Origin of the sequence: Capnocytophaga canis, assembly GCF_000827555.1 — a bacterium.
In the GTDB taxonomy this organism is placed as follows: domain Bacteria; phylum Bacteroidota; class Bacteroidia; order Flavobacteriales; family Flavobacteriaceae; genus Capnocytophaga; species Capnocytophaga canis.
On the sequence record NZ_CDOI01000134.1, the window covers coordinates 71617 to 90041 of the forward strand.

The following is an 18425-nucleotide window of genomic DNA, read 5'->3' on the forward strand; positions in this document are numbered from 1 at the left end:
AATTTTTAAATGTTGATTAGTTTGTTTTATTGATAATTTATTGATTCCTATCTAAATCCACGAGCTGTTTTAGCTTGTTGCCCTTCAGAAACACCCATAAAATCCTGCACTGTTCTGAAACCTATGTAACTACGAGCAGAATCTTGATATTCAAAATCGCGTGTGTTTACTTGCAACATGTAGGCAGTATCTTTCCAAGAACCTCCTCTGATAACTTTACGTCTATTCTTCTCATCAATTACGTTGGGGTTCATGGTTGACATATACTCATAGGAATTTGGATCGTAAGTGGTGTTTGTCCACTCCGAAACGTTTCCTGCCATATTGTATAGATTGTATCCATTAGGCTCATATGACCTTGCCTCGACAGTATAAAGTGCGTTATCCGATGCGTAGTCACCTCGTAATGGCTTAAAGTTCGCTAAGAAACATGCTCTATCGTCCGTTGTATAAGGACCTCCCCAAGGATAAGTAGCTCCTTCCAGACCTCCACGAGCAGCGTATTCCCACTCTGACTCAATGGGTAAACGAAATGAATTTATCTCATCATCTCCTTTAGCTTTTAAATATGAGTTTTTATTAAGGGTTCTCCATTCGCAGAAAGCCTTTGCTTGCATCCATGTAACCCCAACAACTGGATATTCTCCGTAGGCTTCATGCCAAAAATATTGATTGTGCATTGGTTCATTATAAGAGTACGCAAAGTCTCGAATCCAAACTGTTGTGTCAGGATATACCTTTACCAGCTCTTCCTTGACAAAATCCTTACGATTTCCTTTTGCACGAGCTGATTTTTCCATATCCAACCATTGATATTTGAATACGAATTTCTCAACATCCATTATACGCTTTCCGTTATAAGACTCCTCTATCGGGAGGTACATTTTATCCATAACTTCTGAATAGTACTCATCGGGAAACTTGTTTGTATCCCAAATCAATTGTACTTTTCTATTAAGTTTCTTTGTCTGCTGGTCTCCATATGTGTTGTACATATATTGCTGATACGCATTCATGTTTTCTGTATTTGTATTTAGATATGCGTACTCACCAACACCTCCATTACCCTGCGTTTGACCTACTTGATCTGCTAATTCGGCGAGATTTGTTCTAATGATAGAATCGCGAACCCAATTGACAAACTGACGATATTCACTATTTGTGATCTCAGTTTCGTCCATATAGAAAGACCCAACACTCACAGTCTTAACAGGTGCATTTAGACTACCTGTTTTATCATCGTCAGAGCTACCCATAATAAAAGAACCACTTGGAACCAAGGTCATTCCATAAGGTCTCGGTTGTTTCCAACTTTTTCCTTTAACGCCAACAAGCTCCCCTTTATGATCTCCTCCTCCACGTTTGCAGGAATAGACTAAGGTGAGTATCGTTAACATTATTAATAATCTTCTTGCCATAAACATTGTTTAAATTAACTTTACAGTTTGGACTGCAAACGTAGACAATAATTTTCAAACTCACAACATTATTTGTAGTTTATTGAATGTTGAATTTGAAGTTTAACACTATATTTACAAATGTTTAGTAATTTCTACTTTACATCAAAAAAAAGTATTTATTTAAGAAATATCATATTTTCTTTAGTCAAATCACCAATTATAATATCTATTTTCAAAAAAAATATATTTTTTTTATATTGTATTTATGCGAAAAAAATACGTTATTTTTACAGATTCAAAAATTGTTTTTTAACTATTTATCCATTAGGATAAAACTCCCTTTTCAGAAAAAAATCTTCTAAAAACGATCCTAAAAAGGAAGTTTTATGGTTCTCTAGTATTATATTTAGAGTTAATTCCCCACTGATTTAATATCTTTCACTCCAACATTCCACAGAATGAACGACTGTACATCAGCTGCTTGTTCAATGATTTTACTAACAGGAGTTCCTGCACCATGTCCTGCGTTGGTTTCAATGCGAATAAGTACTGGGTTTGTCCCTTTTTGTTTAGCTTGTAGCTCTGCTGCGAACTTGTAGCTGTGTGCTGGTACCACGCGATCATCATGATCACCGGTAGTGACCATAGTGGCTGGATATTCCACTCCTGATTTAACGTTATGCACTGGTGAATAGCTTCTTAAATAATCAAACATTTCTTTGCTGTCATTTGCTGTTCCATAATCATATGCCCAACCTGCCCCTGCAGTAAAGGTATGGTAACGCAACATATCTAACACACCTACCGCTGGTAATGCTACTCGAAACAAATCTGGACGTTGAGTCATGGTTGCTCCTACTAGCAACCCTCCGTTTGAACCTCCACTGATTGCTAAATGATTAGCTGATGTATACTGCTCGGTAATTAAATAGTTAGCTGCAGCTATAAAATCGTCAAACACATTTTGTTTCTGCATTTTGGTTCCTGCATCATGCCATTTTTTTCCATATTCACCACCTCCACGCAAATTGGCAACAGCATAAACTCCTCCATTTTCAAGCCATACGGCATTGGAAATATTGAAATTAGGTGTTAAACTTACATTGAATCCTCCGTAACCGTACAGTATGGTAGGATTTTTCCCGTCAAGTTTGATTCCTTTCTTATAGGTAATAATCATCGGAACTTTTGTACCATCTTTGGAGATATAAAACACTTGCTTGGATTCGAAATTATCGGAATTAAAGTCTATTTTAGGCTCCCAGTATAATTGATAATCTCCTGAATCTAAATTCATTTTATAAATTTTACCTGGTGTGTTGTAGTTTGTGAAAGAAAAATAAGTTTCTTTTTCATCTTTTTTAGCGTTGAATCCTCCTGCTGAACCCACACCTGGCAATTTTATCTCACGGATAAGTTTTCCTTCATAATCATATTGTTTTACTTTAGAAACTGCATCTACAATATAACGAGCGAAGATATAATCTCCTGCTAATGAAACTGATAGTACATTATCAATTTCTGGGATGATATCTTTCCAATTCTCAGGTTTTGGATCAGAAATATCCACACTTACCAAACGTTTGTTAGGAGCATTTAAGTTTGTAACCAAATAAAGTTTTGAACCCTTGTTGTTAATTACTTGGGTATCATTATCGAAATTTTCAGTAATTGCTACAAAAGTCGATTTTGGATTTTTTAAATCTTTAACAAACAATTTGTTTCCTGAAGTTGAATTTGCCCCAGATACGAACAAATAGTTCCCATCATCAGACACATAGCCAGAAATATAACGGTATTTTTGGTCTGCGGTGCCACCAAAAATAAGTTTATCTTCCTTTTGTGGTGTATTTAGTTTATGGTAAAACAATTTATGTGTATCGGTCTTCGCTGAGAGCTCACTTCCTTTGGGTTTGTCATAACTTGAATAATAGAATCCCTCTTTTCCATTCCAAGAAATGCCACTGAATTTTACATCCACCAAGGTGTCACCAATAATTTCCCGAGTTACAGCATTCATGACGATAAGTTTTCGCCAATCACTACCTCCTTCGGAAATTTGGTACGCTAGAAGTGTTCCATCTTCAGTAAAACTAAGATTTGCCAAAGAAGTTGTTCCATCTTTTGAAAACTCATTAGGATTCAAGAAAACTTCTTCTTTGCCGTCTTTATCTTTGCGATAAAGAACACTTTGGTTTTGAAGTCCGTCATTTTTATAGTAATAGATGTAATCTCCCTCTTGGAACGGAGCTCCAACTTTCTCATAGTTCCAAAGTTTTTCTAAACGTTGCTTAATCGTTTTTCTATATGGTATTTTCTCTAAATAACCAAAGGTAACCTCATTCTGAGCCTTTACCCAATTGGCAGTCTCTTCACTGCGATCATCTTCGAGCCAACGGTAAGGATCCTCAATTTTTGTATCGAAATAAACATCAACGGTATCTACCTTTTTGGTTTGTGGATAGTTAATCTTAACTTCTTGTTCTTTAACCTTTTCAGAACAAGATACTGCCAAAAGCACACATCCTAAGGGAATGATTTTTTTATACATATTTTTGAATTTACTAATAGACAGGCGAAAGGTAGTTATTTTTTCGTTTTGTTCCAAATTTTTTTTATCACAGTTAATCTTAGATTCAACCTCCAAGTACAATTACATTAAATACAAGTAACAAAAAAACTGCTCGAAAAAAATCGAACAGTTTTTTTGTAATTATGTTTTAAAAAATTTATTGTTTTTTAGCCCACCAAAGAGGTGTAAAAACGGTATCTTCACCTCCCAAATGGCGAACCGCTTGTTGATATCCTTCTTTTACATTTGCTTGTAAGTTAGCAGGATAAGGCAAACGTTGTGGGAAAAATGCTACTTTGCTTTCCATATAGTTTGCATCGGTTAATGCAGGCATTTTTTCTAAAGGTTTTTCTATTGCTGGATTCTCAAAGAACGGAAGCCCTAAACGACGATGGTCACTCCATCCTTCTAACGGAAGCCAAGGCACTTGTGCGATAAATTTCTGGGTGATGATTTTTGTCAAAGCATCATTTTTCACAGTTCCGTTTTGATATAAATTATTTACAGGATAATTGTACGATACAGTTGATTCAGCTCCTGTATATCCGTTTTTGTATTTCATAGTAACGGATGTAGGTTCCACAGTATGTGACCATTTTACAGAAGTTCCCACGCGATTGTACTCTTCTGAAGAAATATAAGCATTGTAATGATTAGAGACTCCCCAATAATCAAAACTCATTTTAATACCTTTTTCATATGCTTCCTGAGCAGACATTGGTACGTTCCAACCCCTTACAGCAGCTTCGGCTATCAAAAAGTAAGACTCCCAAGCACCAAAAAACAAGCGTTTCGCTGTACTATTGCGTAAATTGTTACGCAAACGAGGGGTCATACCTGGCCAAGAATATACTTGATTCAAACTTCCTTTATCTCCCCATTCACCCAATGAATGAGCATTCCAAGTATAGGCTCCATTGATGGTAATAGTATCCGCTACATGGTCTTTTTTTGGCATCAACTTACGTTCAAATGTCTTTACAACATCCACTGACCAAGAGGGATATAAATTATACTGGGGATTATCTAAATCTCCTGGAATTGGATACAAAGCATAAGCTCGTGGATCAATTGCATGAGGCAATCCGTCAAACCAATAACCTGCTACAGGGTTATTAGTCTTCGTTGCGATATGATGCTCGTAATGAACTCCTAACCAGTCTGCTGGTTTGATTTTAGCAAGAGCCTTTGGTTTTTCAGCCAACTGAACAGATGACTTTACACCTCCTAAACCAACATACAAGTTATTTAGTGTAGTGGATATGTACTGCATATTCCACTCACGAGTCATTACTCCTGTTAAATCATTCCAACCAGGCTGCTCTTGTACTTCAAAGTCTTCGCTTAACTCAGCGATATAACCCTCTTTAACAGCTTTTTCAAATTCAACTTTTGCTACCGATGGTGCTACTTCCGACAATCTCATTGATAAACGCATACGCATTGAATTTCCGTATTTTTTCCATTTTGCAAAGTCATATTTGTACGCAGGGTCTTGCTTTTTAACGTTTTGAGATAATCCTGTTACACCCATGTCTAATTTCGCAGTTGCCTCTTCTAATTCCTTGAGCATAAATCCATAAATTTCCTCAACGCTATTGAAATCAGGATTTACCCCTTGGAATCCTTTTAGGGGCATTGGACCAAAATTATCGGTAGCCTCACTCATCAAATAAACTCTCCAAATACGAGCTACTTGAAGCAAGTTATCAGAATAAGGTTCATTTTTGCCTAATGCTTTCTTCTCTTCGGCTACTTGTATCGCTGTATTGATATTTTTTAACCAATCAGACAAAGAATTATAATAATCAGTTGACCAATCATTATTGTATGAACCTGTTGGCAATCCACTAATTCTGTCCATACGACCTGCTGCTTTCCAATACAGAACAAATGCCCTTTCCGATACGTGAGGATTTTGCTGAGCTCCTACGATGGAATTGTTAATTAGATACTCCACCTGTACTTGCTCCACCCCAACAGCTGTTGGATCCACGTTAATTTCTTCAAAATCATCACAAGAAGACAAGGAAAACGCTCCCAACAATCCAATTAAAATATATTTATTTTTCATTTTATCCCTTATTTTTATATTAAAAACTTACCGTTACATTGAAATAATAAGAACGCATTGTTGGAGAAGAGAAGTTTTCATATCCAACTGCATTAGTTCCTGTAGCAAACACAGACTCTGGGTCAACACCGTTCAAGTAACTTTTTAGCATCACTACGTTATTTACAGACATTCCAACCTTTGCACTTTGGGCTCCTAATCCTTTCACCCAATCATCAGGTAAACGATAATTCAATTGTAGATTACGGATACGAATATTTGTTGCATCAAACAAGTTTTCTTCTGTAATACCTAAGTTTCCTGTTCTTGATGCCATACGATTTACCCAAAAATCTTGAGGCGAAATCGCTTTGGTGTTTTCTTGATAACCATTTCCACTTTCTACAACACCATTATAGACAATGTCAGCACGCTCTCCATTTACTACAGTAGCCGCTGAACGTCCGCTTGTTTTTAAACCATGGTTAGTTCCTGAGAATATTTTTCCTCCAAAACGACCATCAACAAGGATACTTAATGATAGGTTCTTGTATGTGAAAGTATTTGTAAAACCTAACAAGAAATCCGGTTGTTGATTTCCTAAGATATATTTTTCTCCAGTTCCTTTAGGAGCACCGTGTTCATCCACAATGATACGTCCGTAATGAGGGCTCGCTATGTCTTCAACTCTAACAAATTTAGTTCCGTAAATTACTCCATAACGCTCACCTGACATTGCCAAAATTTGAATATTATCAAAAGTACCTAATCCATACTGGGTTACAGGTTCAGAACCCTCTACTAAAGAATTAACAGTATTGATATTTTTTGAAGCATTCACAACCATGTCCCAAGAGAATTTTTCACCACGGATTGGTTGACCTGTAAGCATTAACTCAAAACCTTTATTTTCAATGTCTCCAGCATTTACTTTCATGGCTTTGTAACCACTCATGGAGTTCAATGGAATATTCAACAACTGATTGGTTGCGTTTGATTTATAGAATGAAAGATCAATCCCTAAACGATTGTTAAAGAATTTAGCATCCACACCGATCTCCCATGACTTGATCAACTCATTTTTTACGTTTGAGTTATATAGAACATCGTTGGTAGTTGCTGTAGTATTTCCATTAGGATCTTTACCTATTTTATAAAAGTTATACAATTGGTAAGGCCCCATATCATTCCCTACCACTGCATACGATGCTCTCAACTTAGCATAGTCAAACCATTCTGGCTTAATATCATACTCTTTCTCAAGCATTTCAGAAAACACCAAAGAAGCACTAACTGAAGGATAGAAGAACGAACGATTTTCTTTACTTAAAGTAGAGGACCAATCATTACGCCCTGTGATATCTAAGAATGCATATTGATTGTAATTGATTTGGTATGTTCCATAGAATGAATTGATTTTGTGCATTCTGTAATGTTGGCTCACTCCGGGATTTCCTTTAGAGTTAGTTACTACAAACAAATTTGGCACTTCAAGCTCTCCAGCATCAATGGATAACCCTGAACTATGACGTTTCATCAAATTACCTCCAAAAGTTGCAGCCATACCTACTTTCCCAAACAAGTCGTTCTTTTGAGCACTAAACAAGAAACTTAAGTTTGTCTCATTAAAAGTATCTTTTCCTAAACTGTAACGACCTGTTGTCGTTAATGAGCTTTTTCCATAGGTTTTATTTTCTACGTTTGTAGTGTATAAATCCGTACCTCCTTTTACCTCAGCATTTAACCAATCGGTAAACTGATATTTAACCGAACCGTTCATCATAAAACGATCTCGAGAGTCCTCATTGGTATTGTATTTTGCCAACCAAAAAGGATTCAAACCACTTGTGTTATACCAAATGTGGTTGCCGTAATCATCTATAGCCCTTGAAAATTCTGTGACATCAACTGTTACAGGAAGATTTAACATAGAATTGAAGACGTTGATATCTCGTTGTCCCCCGATTGGGCGGTTTTTAACTTTCGAGTTGATATATTGCACTTTGAAGTCAGTTGTCCATTTTTCATCTTTTCCAAAACGAGAAATCGCTCTACTGATTAAATTTAAACGCTCCAATGTAGCCCCAGGAATACTACTTTGATTATCAACGTGCGTTAATGAAGAATAGATAGACGTTCCATTGGTAACCTGTTGTTGGAAAGACACTGAATGTTGAACATCCACACCCGTGTTTAAAAATCCTTCTACATTATCATGAACTCTTAACGGAATACGAGCTCCTTTCCAATCTTCTACCATTTGTCCCTCAATTTTTGGCCCCCAGCTTGAAGCTGAAAGTGGATCATAGTTTCCGTCAGCTCCTTGACCAAAAACATTTTGAACATCGGGTTTCATAAATACATTTTCAAAACCGATTGAAGAAGAATAGGTAATTCCTAACCCTTCACGGGCTTTCCCTGATTTGGTAGTAATCAAGATTACCCCGTTACCTGCTCGTGAACCATATAAAGCAGCAGCGGCAGGTCCTTTCAAAACTGACATACTTTCAATGTCGTTTGGATTCAAATCACCCAAACCATTTCCCATGTCATTGGTTGGATTCCAAAAGTCGTTGTTTGAAGCCCCTGTAAAGTTATCCATCGGCACACCGTCAACAACAATCAACGGTTGGTTATCACCTGTCAAAGAGTTGTTACCACGAAGTACTATTTTAGAAGATGCAGCAGGTCCATTACTTCCTCTAACAATCTGTAAACCTGCTACTTTACCAGAAAAAGCATTAGCTAAGTTCGTTTCTTTTGCTTCTACTAAGGCGTCTCCTTTCACTTCCTGTAAAGCGTATCCCAGAGATTTTTTCTCTCTTTTTATTCCTAACGCTGTAACTACAACTTCTCCAAGCTGCTCTGCTTCTTCAACAAGTAATACGTTGATAGTCTGTGAACTACCTGCTCCCACTGTTTTTTCTTGTGTTACGAAGCCTAAGTAACTGAATACAAGCACATCTCCTCGATTTGCTTTGATTTCGTACTTACCATCAAAATCGGTAGCTACTCCACGAGTAGTGTTTTTGATCAAAACACTTACGCCTGGTAGTGGCACTTTACCCTCGTCAGTAACGGTTCCTTTTACTGACACCATTTGTGCAGAAAGTGTTAAACACCAACTGAACACAAACGCGAACAATGTTAAAAATTTTAATTTCATAAGCTGTTTGATTAATTATAATTCGAGGCGTAAAGGTACAACTTTTTTCGTTTTGGTACAAAACTATTTCCCTTTTTTTCTTTTATTCCAAAATTATCTATAAAAAATAGAATATCTGTTGATTATGAATCGAAAGAAATACGCGTTTTTAACAAAGTATGTGTTTTTAGTAACGATTCTTTGTATGAGTAATCAAAATAAAACTGTACCTTTGCCTTTAGTTTAAAACATTAAACCACATGAATGTAAACATAAAAAACATATCAAACAATCCATTGCCAAATTATCAGACGGAAGAAGCTGCAGGAATGGACATTCACGCTTTTGTAACCACTCCTATCACAATACTTCCACTGGAAAGAGTGATTGTAAAAACAGGTTTATTTTTGGAGCTTCCAAAAGGATACGAGGCACAAATAAGGCCACGAAGCGGACTTGCCGCCAAACACGGTATCACGGTTTTGAACGCTCCAGGAACCATTGATTCAGATTATCGAGGAGAAATTGGAGTTATCTTGGTAAATCTTTCCAATGAGCCTTTCGTAATTGAAAACGGCGAACGCATTGCACAAATGGTTTTTGCTAAATATGAAAAAGCAACACTTACTGAAGTTCAAGAACTTTCGGAAACAATTCGTGGTACAGGAGGCTTCGGAAGTACTGGTAAAAAATAAATACGAATGAGAAAAATAGTTTTTTTAGTAGCATTAGGTCTATTGACTTTTGCTTGTAAATCAAAGAAAAGTACCGTTTCAGCAGGTGAAGTTGACCGAAAAATGAAGGTCGGAACCCTGATTCAACATCATAGTAATGCCTTTCCTAAATTCGTTACAGTGAACGGTAGTATTTCTTTGGCTCATGGTAGTGAAGGAAATATGTCATCGCTCCCCGCTTTGAGTTTTCGTATGCAAAAAGATAAAGCTATTTGGTTTTCAGCTCCTTTGGGAGTTGCTAAAGTTTTTGTCACTCCCGAAAAAGCGAGTTACTACAACCGCTTAGAAAATACTCACTTTGATGGCGATTTTTCAAATATCAGCGATTTGTTAGGTTTTGAAGTGAATTTTGAAAACTTACAACGATTGCTATTGGGACAATATATCTATGATCAAGATACTTCAAACACTAAAATAATACTTATTGATTCTCAAAACTATATTTTACAGTCCGAAAACATAAACACCCTAAAAACCATTTACGGAATCACTCCGAAAACATATCGCATTGGTTTCCTTGAAATTACAAATACTGAGAATCCAAAAGAAAAATCTGAAGTGACTTATACATATCAGAAAGTAGACAATGTCTTGTTTCCTGATACTATTAAAATCAACGTACAAAGAATGGTGGATGGAGAATTACAAAAAACCGAAATAGAACTATCATTCAAAAGCATTCGTTTGAATGAAAAAGTAAATTTTCCTTTTAAAATTCCATCAGGAACGAAATCAATCTTGTAAGTAAAATTACCAATTTCAAATTACGAATTACGAATACTCTTGAGGAAATAATTCTAAATTTCAAATTACGAATTACGAATACTCTTAAGGAAATAATTCTAAATTTCAAATTACGAATTACGAATACTCCTGAGGAGATAATTCTAAATTTCAAATTACGAATTACGAATACTCCTGAGGAGATAATTCTAAATTTCAAATTACGAATTACGAATACTCTTGAGGAAATAATTCTAAATTTCAAATTACGAATTACGAATTACGCTTATAGCTTTCATAATTTGTAATTCGTAATTCGTAATTTTTTTTAATATGTTTTTGTGTAATAAAAATAAAACGTATATTAGCAGTTTGTAAGAAAATATATAAATATGGCAAAGAAAGATACAAAAGAATTGAGTGCAGCAGAAGCAAAAGCAAATGCTTTGAAACTGACACTCGAAAAATTAGATAAAACCTTCGGTAAAGGAGCTGTAATGCAATTGGGAAATGCTCCAATTGAAGAAATTGAAACTTTCTCTACAGGATCTGTAGGTTTGGATGTTGCTTTAGGTGTTGGAGGATATCCAAAAGGAAGGGTCATTGAAATTTTCGGGCCCGAATCATCTGGTAAAACAACCTTAACCCTACACGCTATTGCAGAAGTACAGAAAGCTGGGGGAACAGCTGCATTTATTGATGCAGAACACGCTTTTGACCGTATTTACGCTCAGAAATTAGGAGTAGACATCAATAATCTGATTGTTTCACAGCCTGACCACGGTGAACAGGCTTTGGAAATAGCCGATGCGTTAATTCGTTCGAATGCGGTAGACCTGATTGTAGTGGATTCAGTCGCTGCTTTAACACCGAAAAGTGAGATCGAAGGCGATATGGGAGACTCTAAGATGGGAGTTCACGCTCGATTGATGTCACAGGCATTGCGAAAAATTACAGGAAGTATTAATAAAGCAAATTGTATTGTAATATTTATCAATCAATTACGTGACAAAATTGGAATCACATTCGGGAACCCAGAAACCACCACAGGAGGTAATGCATTGAAGTTTTATGCTTCTGTTCGTTTGGACATCCGTAAAGCAGGTGGGGGAAGTATCAAGGATTCAAGTGGTGAGGTTATCGGGAATCGTACCCGCGTTAAGGTAGTTAAAAACAAAGTTGCTCCTCCATTTAAGTCCGCAGAATTTGACATCATTTTCGGCGAAGGTATTTCGAAAATAGGGGAAATTATCGATATTGGTGTGGATGCCGATATCATCACCAAAAGCGGGTCGTGGTTCAGTTACCAGGGAACAAAACTTGGACAAGGACGGGATACCGTAAAGGCTCTATTGAAAGATAATCCTGAACTTACCGAAGAACTGGAGAATAAAATCAAGGAGTTCCTAAAAAACAACGATGATGATTCCACTCCTAAAAAAGGAAAAAAGGGGAAATCAAAAGCAGATATAGAAACTCAAAACTCCGATGATGACTCTTTTGATGAAGATGAATTAAACGAAGAAGAAGAATAGTTTGATTTAAAACAACTTATACCATTTTATATAATCGGGACAATACAATTCCGTAGAATTTACTTTCAACAGAATTATATTGCCCCGATTGTTTTTTATGTCATCACGTCTTTCTAATTCGTAATTTGAAATTCGTAATTCATACTTGGTAGTAAGTCTATTTGATTTCCTTGATACTCACAGCATACCCACCGCCTTCTTTAGCTACGAGGGTAAGGGTGGTGTTGGCATCTACTTTTCTTTTGGTAATAGTGTACGCTTTAGGATTGTTTTTATAGTGTGCGTTTTTGGCATCGGCATAGATGGTGGCTTCATATTTCTTGTTTTTATCTAAGAAATTGAGTTTTAGTTTCGATGTATGTCCGTTTTCATTGGCTGTGCAACCGATATACCAATCGTTACTATGCTTATCTTTACGAGCCACGGTAATATATCTGCCAGGTTCTGCCTCTAAATAGATACTTTTTTGCCAATCTACAGGAACGTCTTTAATAAATTGAAACGCATCTAAATATTTACTGTAATTTTCAGGCAAATCAGCTGCCATTTGTAACGGACTATACATTGTGAGGTATAGAGCCAATTGCTTTGCCAAGGTACTACGTGCATAGCTTCCGTTGTCAGGATTTACGTTCCAAATTTGGGTTTCAAAAATTCCTGGAGTGTAATCCATTGGCCCGCCTTGCAAACGTGTAAACGGAAGTACGGTGGTATGGAAGGGTTTATTTCCTCCGAAAGATTCAAATTCGGTTCCACGAGCCGACTCATTTCCGATAAGGTTCGGATAAGTACGACAAAGCCCCGTAGGACGCACTGCCTCGTGTGCATTAACCATAATTTTGTATTTAGCTGCCTCGGTTACGGCATACAAATAATGATTTACAAGCCATTGCCCATAATGATGTTCGCCTCGTGGCACAATATCACCTACATAGCCACTCTTTACAGCATTATAACCGTAGTCATTCATAAGCTGATACGCTTTATGCATATGTCGTTCGTAATTTCTTACAGAAGAAGAGGTTTCGTGATGCATCATCAGTTTTACTCCTTTGGAATGGGCATATTCGTTCAAGGCTTTGAGGTCAAAATCAGGATAAGGAGTTACAAAATCAAACACGTAATCCTTTTTATGTCCAAACCAATCTTCCCAACCTACATTCCAACCTTCTACTAACACTTGGTCGAAGCCGTGTTGTGCTGCAAAGTCGATGTACTTACGTACGTTTTGGTTATTTGCGGCGTGTTTTCCGTTAGTCTTTAATTTTGTATAATCTACTTTATCAAGTTGAATAGAAGGTAACTCATTGGTGTATGCCCACGAAGATTTTCCTGAAATCATTTCCCACCAAACACCGATGTATTTCACAGGTTTTATCCACGAAGTGTCTTCGTACGCACAAGGGTCATTTAGATTCAAAATCAGTCGTGAAGCCAAAATATTACGAGCATCATCACTAACCATAATGGTACGCCAAGGGGTGTGGCAAGGAGCTTGTAGATGCGCTTTATCGCCCGTAGCATCGGGAGTCAAATGCGATTGGAACACGAAATTAGAATCATTGAGGTTCAAGTGCATACACGAGTAATCTACCAAAGCTGCTTCGTGTAGATTGATATAAAGTCCGCTATCAGTTTTCATCATTAGAGAAGTTTGCACTCCTGTGCGTGAAAACGGTGTTTGTGAAGCGTTATGATTGATGGCTCCTTGATTTAATAGGCGTATCTGAGAGAGTTTTGACTCGGTATAGTCGTACTCTTGGGTATCGTAATCACCTACTATCCACCACGCTGTGTGGTCACCCGTCATTGCAAACTCCGTCCATTCCTCTACCACCGTAAAATAGGTCAGATGCTTCTGCTCAGGAAACTCATAACGGAAACCTACACCATCATTATACACTCGAAAACGAATATTCATAAAACGATCTGAAGTCTTTTGATGAAGCGACACCAAAAGCTCGTTATAATGATTACGAATATGGCTTTCTTCGCCCCAAACAGGTTGCCACGTTTCATCAAAAGTAGATTTTTTTTCCTTAATAACCTTAAAATCAGCAATTAAATCAGTAGTATTTTTAAGCTCCAAGCCCATATAACTTTGCTTGATTACTTCCTGATTCTTGTACCAAATCTTATAAAAAGGTTTTCCTGACGGATTTAGCTCAAAGGTAACTTTTACATTACCATCAGGCGAAATTTGTGTGTTTTGTGCTTGAGATTGCCACCCCAAAAGGCAACAAAGGATAATAGATATTTTTTTCATTACAACTTTTTTTATTTAATTACGAATTACGAGATTTAATTACGAATTACGGAATCAATTACGAATTACGGAACCAATTACGAATTACGAGAACCAATTACGAATTACGGAATCAATTACGAATTACGAGAGTCAATTACGAATTACGAGAGTCAATTACGAATTACGGCTCTAACTTTCGTAATTTGTAATTCGAAATTTGTAATTTAAAAATCGAAATCCGTAATTATTTTGAAATTGACCAAACCCCATAGCTATTTGCTCCCACCGTGATGGTTACCTTTCCGTTAGCATCGGTGACAGGACGTGTGGCACTCTGTTGGGTATAATCTATCAAAGTTTTGTTTTTCCAATGTGTAGGAATGGTACGCGTAGCAGGGGCATTTCCACTGTTGAGGAAAAGCATCAATCCGGGGCTGTTTTCATCGCCTAAACGGAAATCAATAAATTCGGTATCGGAAGCCAAATAGAATTTCTCCTCGCCTACGGCTAAACTACGGTGAATGAGTAACAGATTCTGTATTTTGGCTTTGAATTCATCATTTTCGTAATCCGAAATAAAAATAGTTGGGTAGCCGCTATGGGTGAGCATATAGGCATACGCCAAGAGTTTTCGTTCTTTACTGATTACATTATCAAGATTTTTGTCTTTCTCGGTATCGTGATTAGCAACGAAAGTAACCGCCTTATCAGGATAGATGGTTCGAAGCATTTGGTTGCCCATTAAGTGTCGCATATCATTTTTGTCCAAAGCCTGTTCCAATTTATAGAAACACGCAAAGTCAAAAGCCGGAACTCCTCCGCTTTCATCTACCCAATTTTTGAGCTTTTGAGCGTCGCCGTCCCAATATTCTCCTACGGCAAAGCCCCCTACCGAAGCCATCCAATCTTTCACTACCCAAGCGCCAAAACTTTTGACATAATCGAAACGCCATCCGTCAAATTTCATTGTGTTTTTGTAATATTTGGCTACAGACTCATCCGATTTCCAAAGCCAATTCTGTACATATTCCTTATGATGGCAGAGGTCTTGTTCTGAAAAGAAATCAGCAGCTTCATCACAACAATGGTAATCATTCGGATGGAAGTCCAAATGACTGCGGTTGAATTTTCCCGAAGCATTGCCGTGTTGCTCGTTGAACATCGTGTAAGTGTCTTTCCCACGCGTGATGTTATGTTCCAATCCACCCCCTGAATTATGCCCCAATACCATATCGGCAATAACTTCTAAGCCGTTGTCGTGGGCTTTTTTTATTAGATTTTCCAATTCGGCACGCGAGCCAAAACGGGTCTCTACGGTGCCGTGTTGGTTATATTCGCCAAAATCAAAGTAATCCGACGGGTCATACCCCATTGAATACCCTCCTGATTGCCCCTTGGTGGCAGGTGGCAACCAAATTCGGTTTACGCCATTAGCTTTCCAATCGGTGAGTTTGGTAGCTGTCAAATTCCACCAATCGCCACGAGGTTCTACATCCCAATAAAAAGTCTGCATCATTACCCGATTACCGTTATCCATTGCCGAGAGATTCAGCGGAGTAACCTCCTGTGGCGGTGTGGGAGCATCGTTATTATCCTTTTTACCGCATTGAAACAGTAGCAGACTAACGAAAACCATTGTTAAAATATTTTTTTTCATAAGTATGAAATCAATTACGAGTTACAAATTACGAATTACGAGAATCAATTACGAATTACGAGTTACAAATTACGAATTACGGTTCTTGCCCCTTGTTACTTTATCCTTGTTTCTTGAAACTTGGAACTTGAAACTTGGAACTTGAAACTTTATCCTTTATCCTTGATTCTTGAAACTTTTCCCTTGACTATTGAGTTACTTTTTTTATCTCTTCATTGATAGAATTTACCAAATTTTGATATGCTTGTATTCCTTTTACGATGGTCAAACCATTGATTAGAGTAATAAGTTTGGTAAATGTTGTTTGCATTTGGGCACGAGTGGTTTGGGTTTTGCCCACCTCAACGGCTCCTTGCTCTTGGGTGCGGTCGGTGTGAAGTGAAGCAAAGGCTTCATTAACTTGTGCAAGTTGCTCAATCCATTGCTCGGCTCCGATGAGCGTTACCATAGCTTTTACTTGAGTAGTGGCTAAATCATCGAGCAGATTACGAATGATAGCCGTTTCTTCACGGAAGGATTGCTTCTGTGGTGATTTACCATATTTTTCGTTGATTAGCACCAATTTTTTAGCAGCTTCAGCTTTCTCTTTCACCGGAAAATTCACAAATAACTTACAATGCCCAATGTAGCCCATCAGTAGTATATCGCGCTGATTGTCCAATTCGGTGATTCGTTGCGTGTACTCGCTCTTTCGTACGGGCTTTAACGAGGCTTCAAAGGCATTAAAATCTCGGTCAAAATCCGTTTTAATAGCCGTAAGTTCCAAATTAGCAAGGTCTTCTTTCTCTAAAAAGTTTTTTACATTCGCCATCACTTGGGCAAATTCCATCAGGCGAACTCTTGATAAATTATGCTTCGAAATCATATTTTTATATTTTTTTATGTTTTTACTTGATGTTTATAGGTAAGTTTATATAATTTGTCTTCTACTTCTGTTCTTTTTAAAGTAATTTTTCTCTTTTTATTTATTACAATAGTACAAAACCCACCGATTTTATGTTTTTGTACCCTTACAAAAGTGGAAATCTGCCCGATTTTATACCCTTGTTGGCTTACAACAGAGTAAAACCCACCGATTTTGTGCTTTTGTACCCTTACAAAAATGCAAATCTGTCTGATTTTATAGATTTGTATCCTTACAAAAAGATAAAATCTCAGGATTTAGAAAGACATAAACATTACATACAGACCCCGAAGTTACATATTTTTAAAACATAAAGCAAACATTTACCTGATTTTTAACATATTACCTCTTCCTCATCGTATAAAAAAACTTCGACTCTCTGCCCTGCGTATTAACAAAATTGCTTAGCCTAAGAGTCGAAGTTTGTCATTATAAAACCTATTTGATGGAATATGTAGGCGGTGTTACTGAGAAATCAACCGTAATGGTATATGTTCCTGCGGTAACGGGAATGTTATTATCATCTTCTTGGTCTAACACACCGTCCGCATTTTTATCTCCCCAACTGACTGCCCAAGCCTTGTTAAATCGGAATTTGATACCTCCGTTTTTCAAGGTAACGCCTGTGGCTTTCCAAGTATTGGTAGTTCCGTCATATTCTAATGGAATATCATCGTTATCTCCCCATCCTTTGGCTCCATCTCCGATAATTCCCCACGAGTATTTCTCAATGGTGTAGGTTTTTTCGTTAATGTTCCAAACGATTTTGTATATCCCTGCAGTAACAGGAATGTTAGCCCCTCCGTTTTCAAGACTTCCATTTTTCCCGTCATCACCATAATTTTCTGCCCAAGCATTGTTTTTACGGAATTTGATTTCGCCGTCTTTCAAAGCCACATAAGCTATCCTTTCATTGCTATTGGTCGGGTTTTTCCAAAATGGAAGATCGGGACCATCCCACCCATTAGGTGTTGCGTGTCCTACAATACCCCATTCAGTAGGCTCGATAAGGTCAGCATAAGGTGTTATTTTAATGGTTTTTGCTTGGGTAGGAATACTATACGTATTACTAACGGCATCTTTAAGCGTTACTTTTACTTCTGCCTCTGTTCCTGCGGCAAGCTCTAAGTTGGCAAGTAAAATTTTGTTAAGTTCAACGTGAGAAAAACTATATGGCGATTTGGTTACGGATACCTCTTTGCTTTTTCCGTTGCTTTCCAACAAAATGCTGTACGAATGCCCCAAATTTAGGTTCAGCTGTTGCGTTTCCCACGAAACGCTAAGTGCTGTTTCACTTCCTTTCTCTTTGTCCAAAGCCAACGTATTGGCAGACAAACTCATTTCTATTTTAGCTTCGGCATTAAGCACCGCTTTCTCTTCATCTTTCTCACACGATGTGGCGACAAATAGCAGCCCGAATAATGTCCCTGCTTTGAATATATTTTTCATACCCA

The 18425-nt window shown here is 37.3% G+C and carries 12 protein-coding genes; 4 read left to right on the top strand and 8 right to left on the bottom strand.

Annotation, left to right across the window (positions count from 1 at the left end):
* Positions 1–47: 47 nt before the first annotated feature.
* The 4 genes from porK to CCAND38_RS04390 all read right to left on the bottom strand — a co-directional run bounded on the left by porK (position 48) and on the right by CCAND38_RS04390 (position 9191).
* Positions 48–1424, bottom strand: coding sequence for a T9SS ring complex lipoprotein PorK/GldK (gene porK / locus CCAND38_RS04375; protein WP_042344029.1), 1377 nt, complete (start codon positions 1422–1424; stop codon positions 48–50).
* A 388-nt stretch (positions 1425–1812) separates the two neighbouring features.
* Positions 1813–3951, bottom strand: coding sequence for a prolyl oligopeptidase family serine peptidase (locus CCAND38_RS04380; RefSeq protein ID WP_042344048.1), 2139 nt, complete (start codon positions 3949–3951; stop codon positions 1813–1815).
* 178 nt (positions 3952–4129) lie between these two features.
* A complete protein-coding gene (locus CCAND38_RS04385; RefSeq protein ID WP_042344030.1) occupies positions 4130–6046 on the bottom strand; it encodes a SusD/RagB family nutrient-binding outer membrane lipoprotein in 1917 nt (638 codons plus the stop codon).
* 19 nt (positions 6047–6065) lie between these two features.
* Entirely contained in the window at positions 6066–9191 is a 3126-nt protein-coding gene (locus CCAND38_RS04390) for a SusC/RagA family TonB-linked outer membrane protein (RefSeq protein ID WP_042344031.1), read from the bottom strand.
* 239 nt (positions 9192–9430) lie between these two features.
* Here CCAND38_RS04390 and dut point away from each other — a divergent pair, with 239 nt between their 5' ends.
* The 3 genes from dut (at position 9431) to recA (ending at position 12162) form a co-directional block, all read left to right on the top strand.
* A complete protein-coding gene (gene dut, locus CCAND38_RS04395) occupies positions 9431–9865 on the top strand; it encodes a dUTP diphosphatase (RefSeq protein WP_042344032.1) in 435 nt (144 codons plus the stop codon).
* Between the two features lie 6 nt (positions 9866–9871).
* Positions 9872–10648, top strand: a complete 777-nt coding sequence (gene lolB1 / locus CCAND38_RS04400; protein WP_042009446.1) for a lipoprotein insertase outer membrane protein LolB1 — start codon at positions 9872–9874, stop codon at positions 10646–10648.
* Positions 10649–11019: 371 nt separating this feature from the next.
* On the top strand, positions 11020–12162 hold the full coding sequence (gene recA, locus CCAND38_RS04405) for a recombinase RecA (RefSeq protein WP_042344033.1): 1143 nt from the start codon (positions 11020–11022) through the stop codon (positions 12160–12162).
* A gap of 157 nt (positions 12163–12319) precedes the next feature.
* Here the strand turns inward: recA and CCAND38_RS04410 are convergent, their stop codons facing one another.
* The 3 genes from CCAND38_RS04410 to CCAND38_RS04420 all read right to left on the bottom strand — a co-directional run bounded on the left by CCAND38_RS04410 (position 12320) and on the right by CCAND38_RS04420 (position 16932).
* The gene (locus CCAND38_RS04410) at positions 12320–14428 is read right to left on the bottom strand and encodes a glycoside hydrolase family 97 protein (protein WP_042344034.1); all 2109 of its coding nucleotides are present in this window, start codon (positions 14426–14428) and stop codon (positions 12320–12322) included.
* Between the two features lie 226 nt (positions 14429–14654).
* Complete coding sequence (locus CCAND38_RS04415) at positions 14655–16067, bottom strand: alpha-amylase (RefSeq protein ID WP_042344035.1); 1413 nt, start codon at positions 16065–16067, stop codon at positions 14655–14657.
* Positions 16068–16254: 187 nt separating this feature from the next.
* Entirely contained in the window at positions 16255–16932 is a 678-nt protein-coding gene (locus tag CCAND38_RS04420; RefSeq protein ID WP_231549994.1) for a DUF6261 family protein, read from the bottom strand.
* Between the two features lie 131 nt (positions 16933–17063).
* Here CCAND38_RS04420 and CCAND38_RS04425 point away from each other — a divergent pair, with 131 nt between their 5' ends.
* Complete coding sequence (locus CCAND38_RS04425) at positions 17064–17285, top strand: hypothetical protein (protein ID WP_042344037.1); 222 nt, start codon at positions 17064–17066, stop codon at positions 17283–17285.
* A gap of 124 nt (positions 17286–17409) precedes the next feature.
* Here CCAND38_RS04425 and CCAND38_RS04430 read toward each other — a convergent pair whose 3' ends face one another.
* Positions 17410–18420: a SusE domain-containing protein gene (locus tag CCAND38_RS04430; RefSeq protein ID WP_042344049.1), complete on the bottom strand. Its 1011-nt coding sequence runs from the start codon at positions 18418–18420 to the stop codon at positions 17410–17412.
* Between the last annotated feature and the right edge of the window lie 5 nt (positions 18421–18425).

Bases quoted from the DNA above. Each gene is read 5' to 3' on its own strand.
- porK (WP_042344029.1), bottom strand. From the start codon at position 1,424: ATGTTTATGGCAAGAAGATTATTAATAATGTTAACGATACTCACCTTA.
- CCAND38_RS04380 (WP_042344048.1), bottom strand. From the start codon at position 3,951: ATGTATAAAAAAATCATTCCCTTAGGATGTGTGCTTTTGGCAGTATCT.
- CCAND38_RS04385 (WP_042344030.1), bottom strand. From the start codon at position 6,046: ATGAAAAATAAATATATTTTAATTGGATTGTTGGGAGCGTTTTCCTTG.
- CCAND38_RS04390 (WP_042344031.1), bottom strand. From the start codon at position 9,191: ATGAAATTAAAATTTTTAACATTGTTCGCGTTTGTGTTCAGTTGGTGT.
- dut (WP_042344032.1), top strand. From the start codon at position 9,431: ATGAATGTAAACATAAAAAACATATCAAACAATCCATTGCCAAATTAT.
- lolB1 (WP_042009446.1), top strand. From the start codon at position 9,872: ATGAGAAAAATAGTTTTTTTAGTAGCATTAGGTCTATTGACTTTTGCT.
- recA (WP_042344033.1), top strand. From the start codon at position 11,020: ATGGCAAAGAAAGATACAAAAGAATTGAGTGCAGCAGAAGCAAAAGCA.
- CCAND38_RS04410 (WP_042344034.1), bottom strand. From the start codon at position 14,428: ATGAAAAAAATATCTATTATCCTTTGTTGCCTTTTGGGGTGGCAATCT.
- CCAND38_RS04415 (WP_042344035.1), bottom strand. From the start codon at position 16,067: ATGAAAAAAAATATTTTAACAATGGTTTTCGTTAGTCTGCTACTGTTT.
- CCAND38_RS04420 (WP_231549994.1), bottom strand. From the start codon at position 16,932: ATGATTTCGAAGCATAATTTATCAAGAGTTCGCCTGATGGAATTTGCC.
- CCAND38_RS04425 (WP_042344037.1), top strand. From the start codon at position 17,064: ATGTTTTTGTACCCTTACAAAAGTGGAAATCTGCCCGATTTTATACCC.
- CCAND38_RS04430 (WP_042344049.1), bottom strand. From the start codon at position 18,420: ATGAAAAATATATTCAAAGCAGGGACATTATTCGGGCTGCTATTTGTC.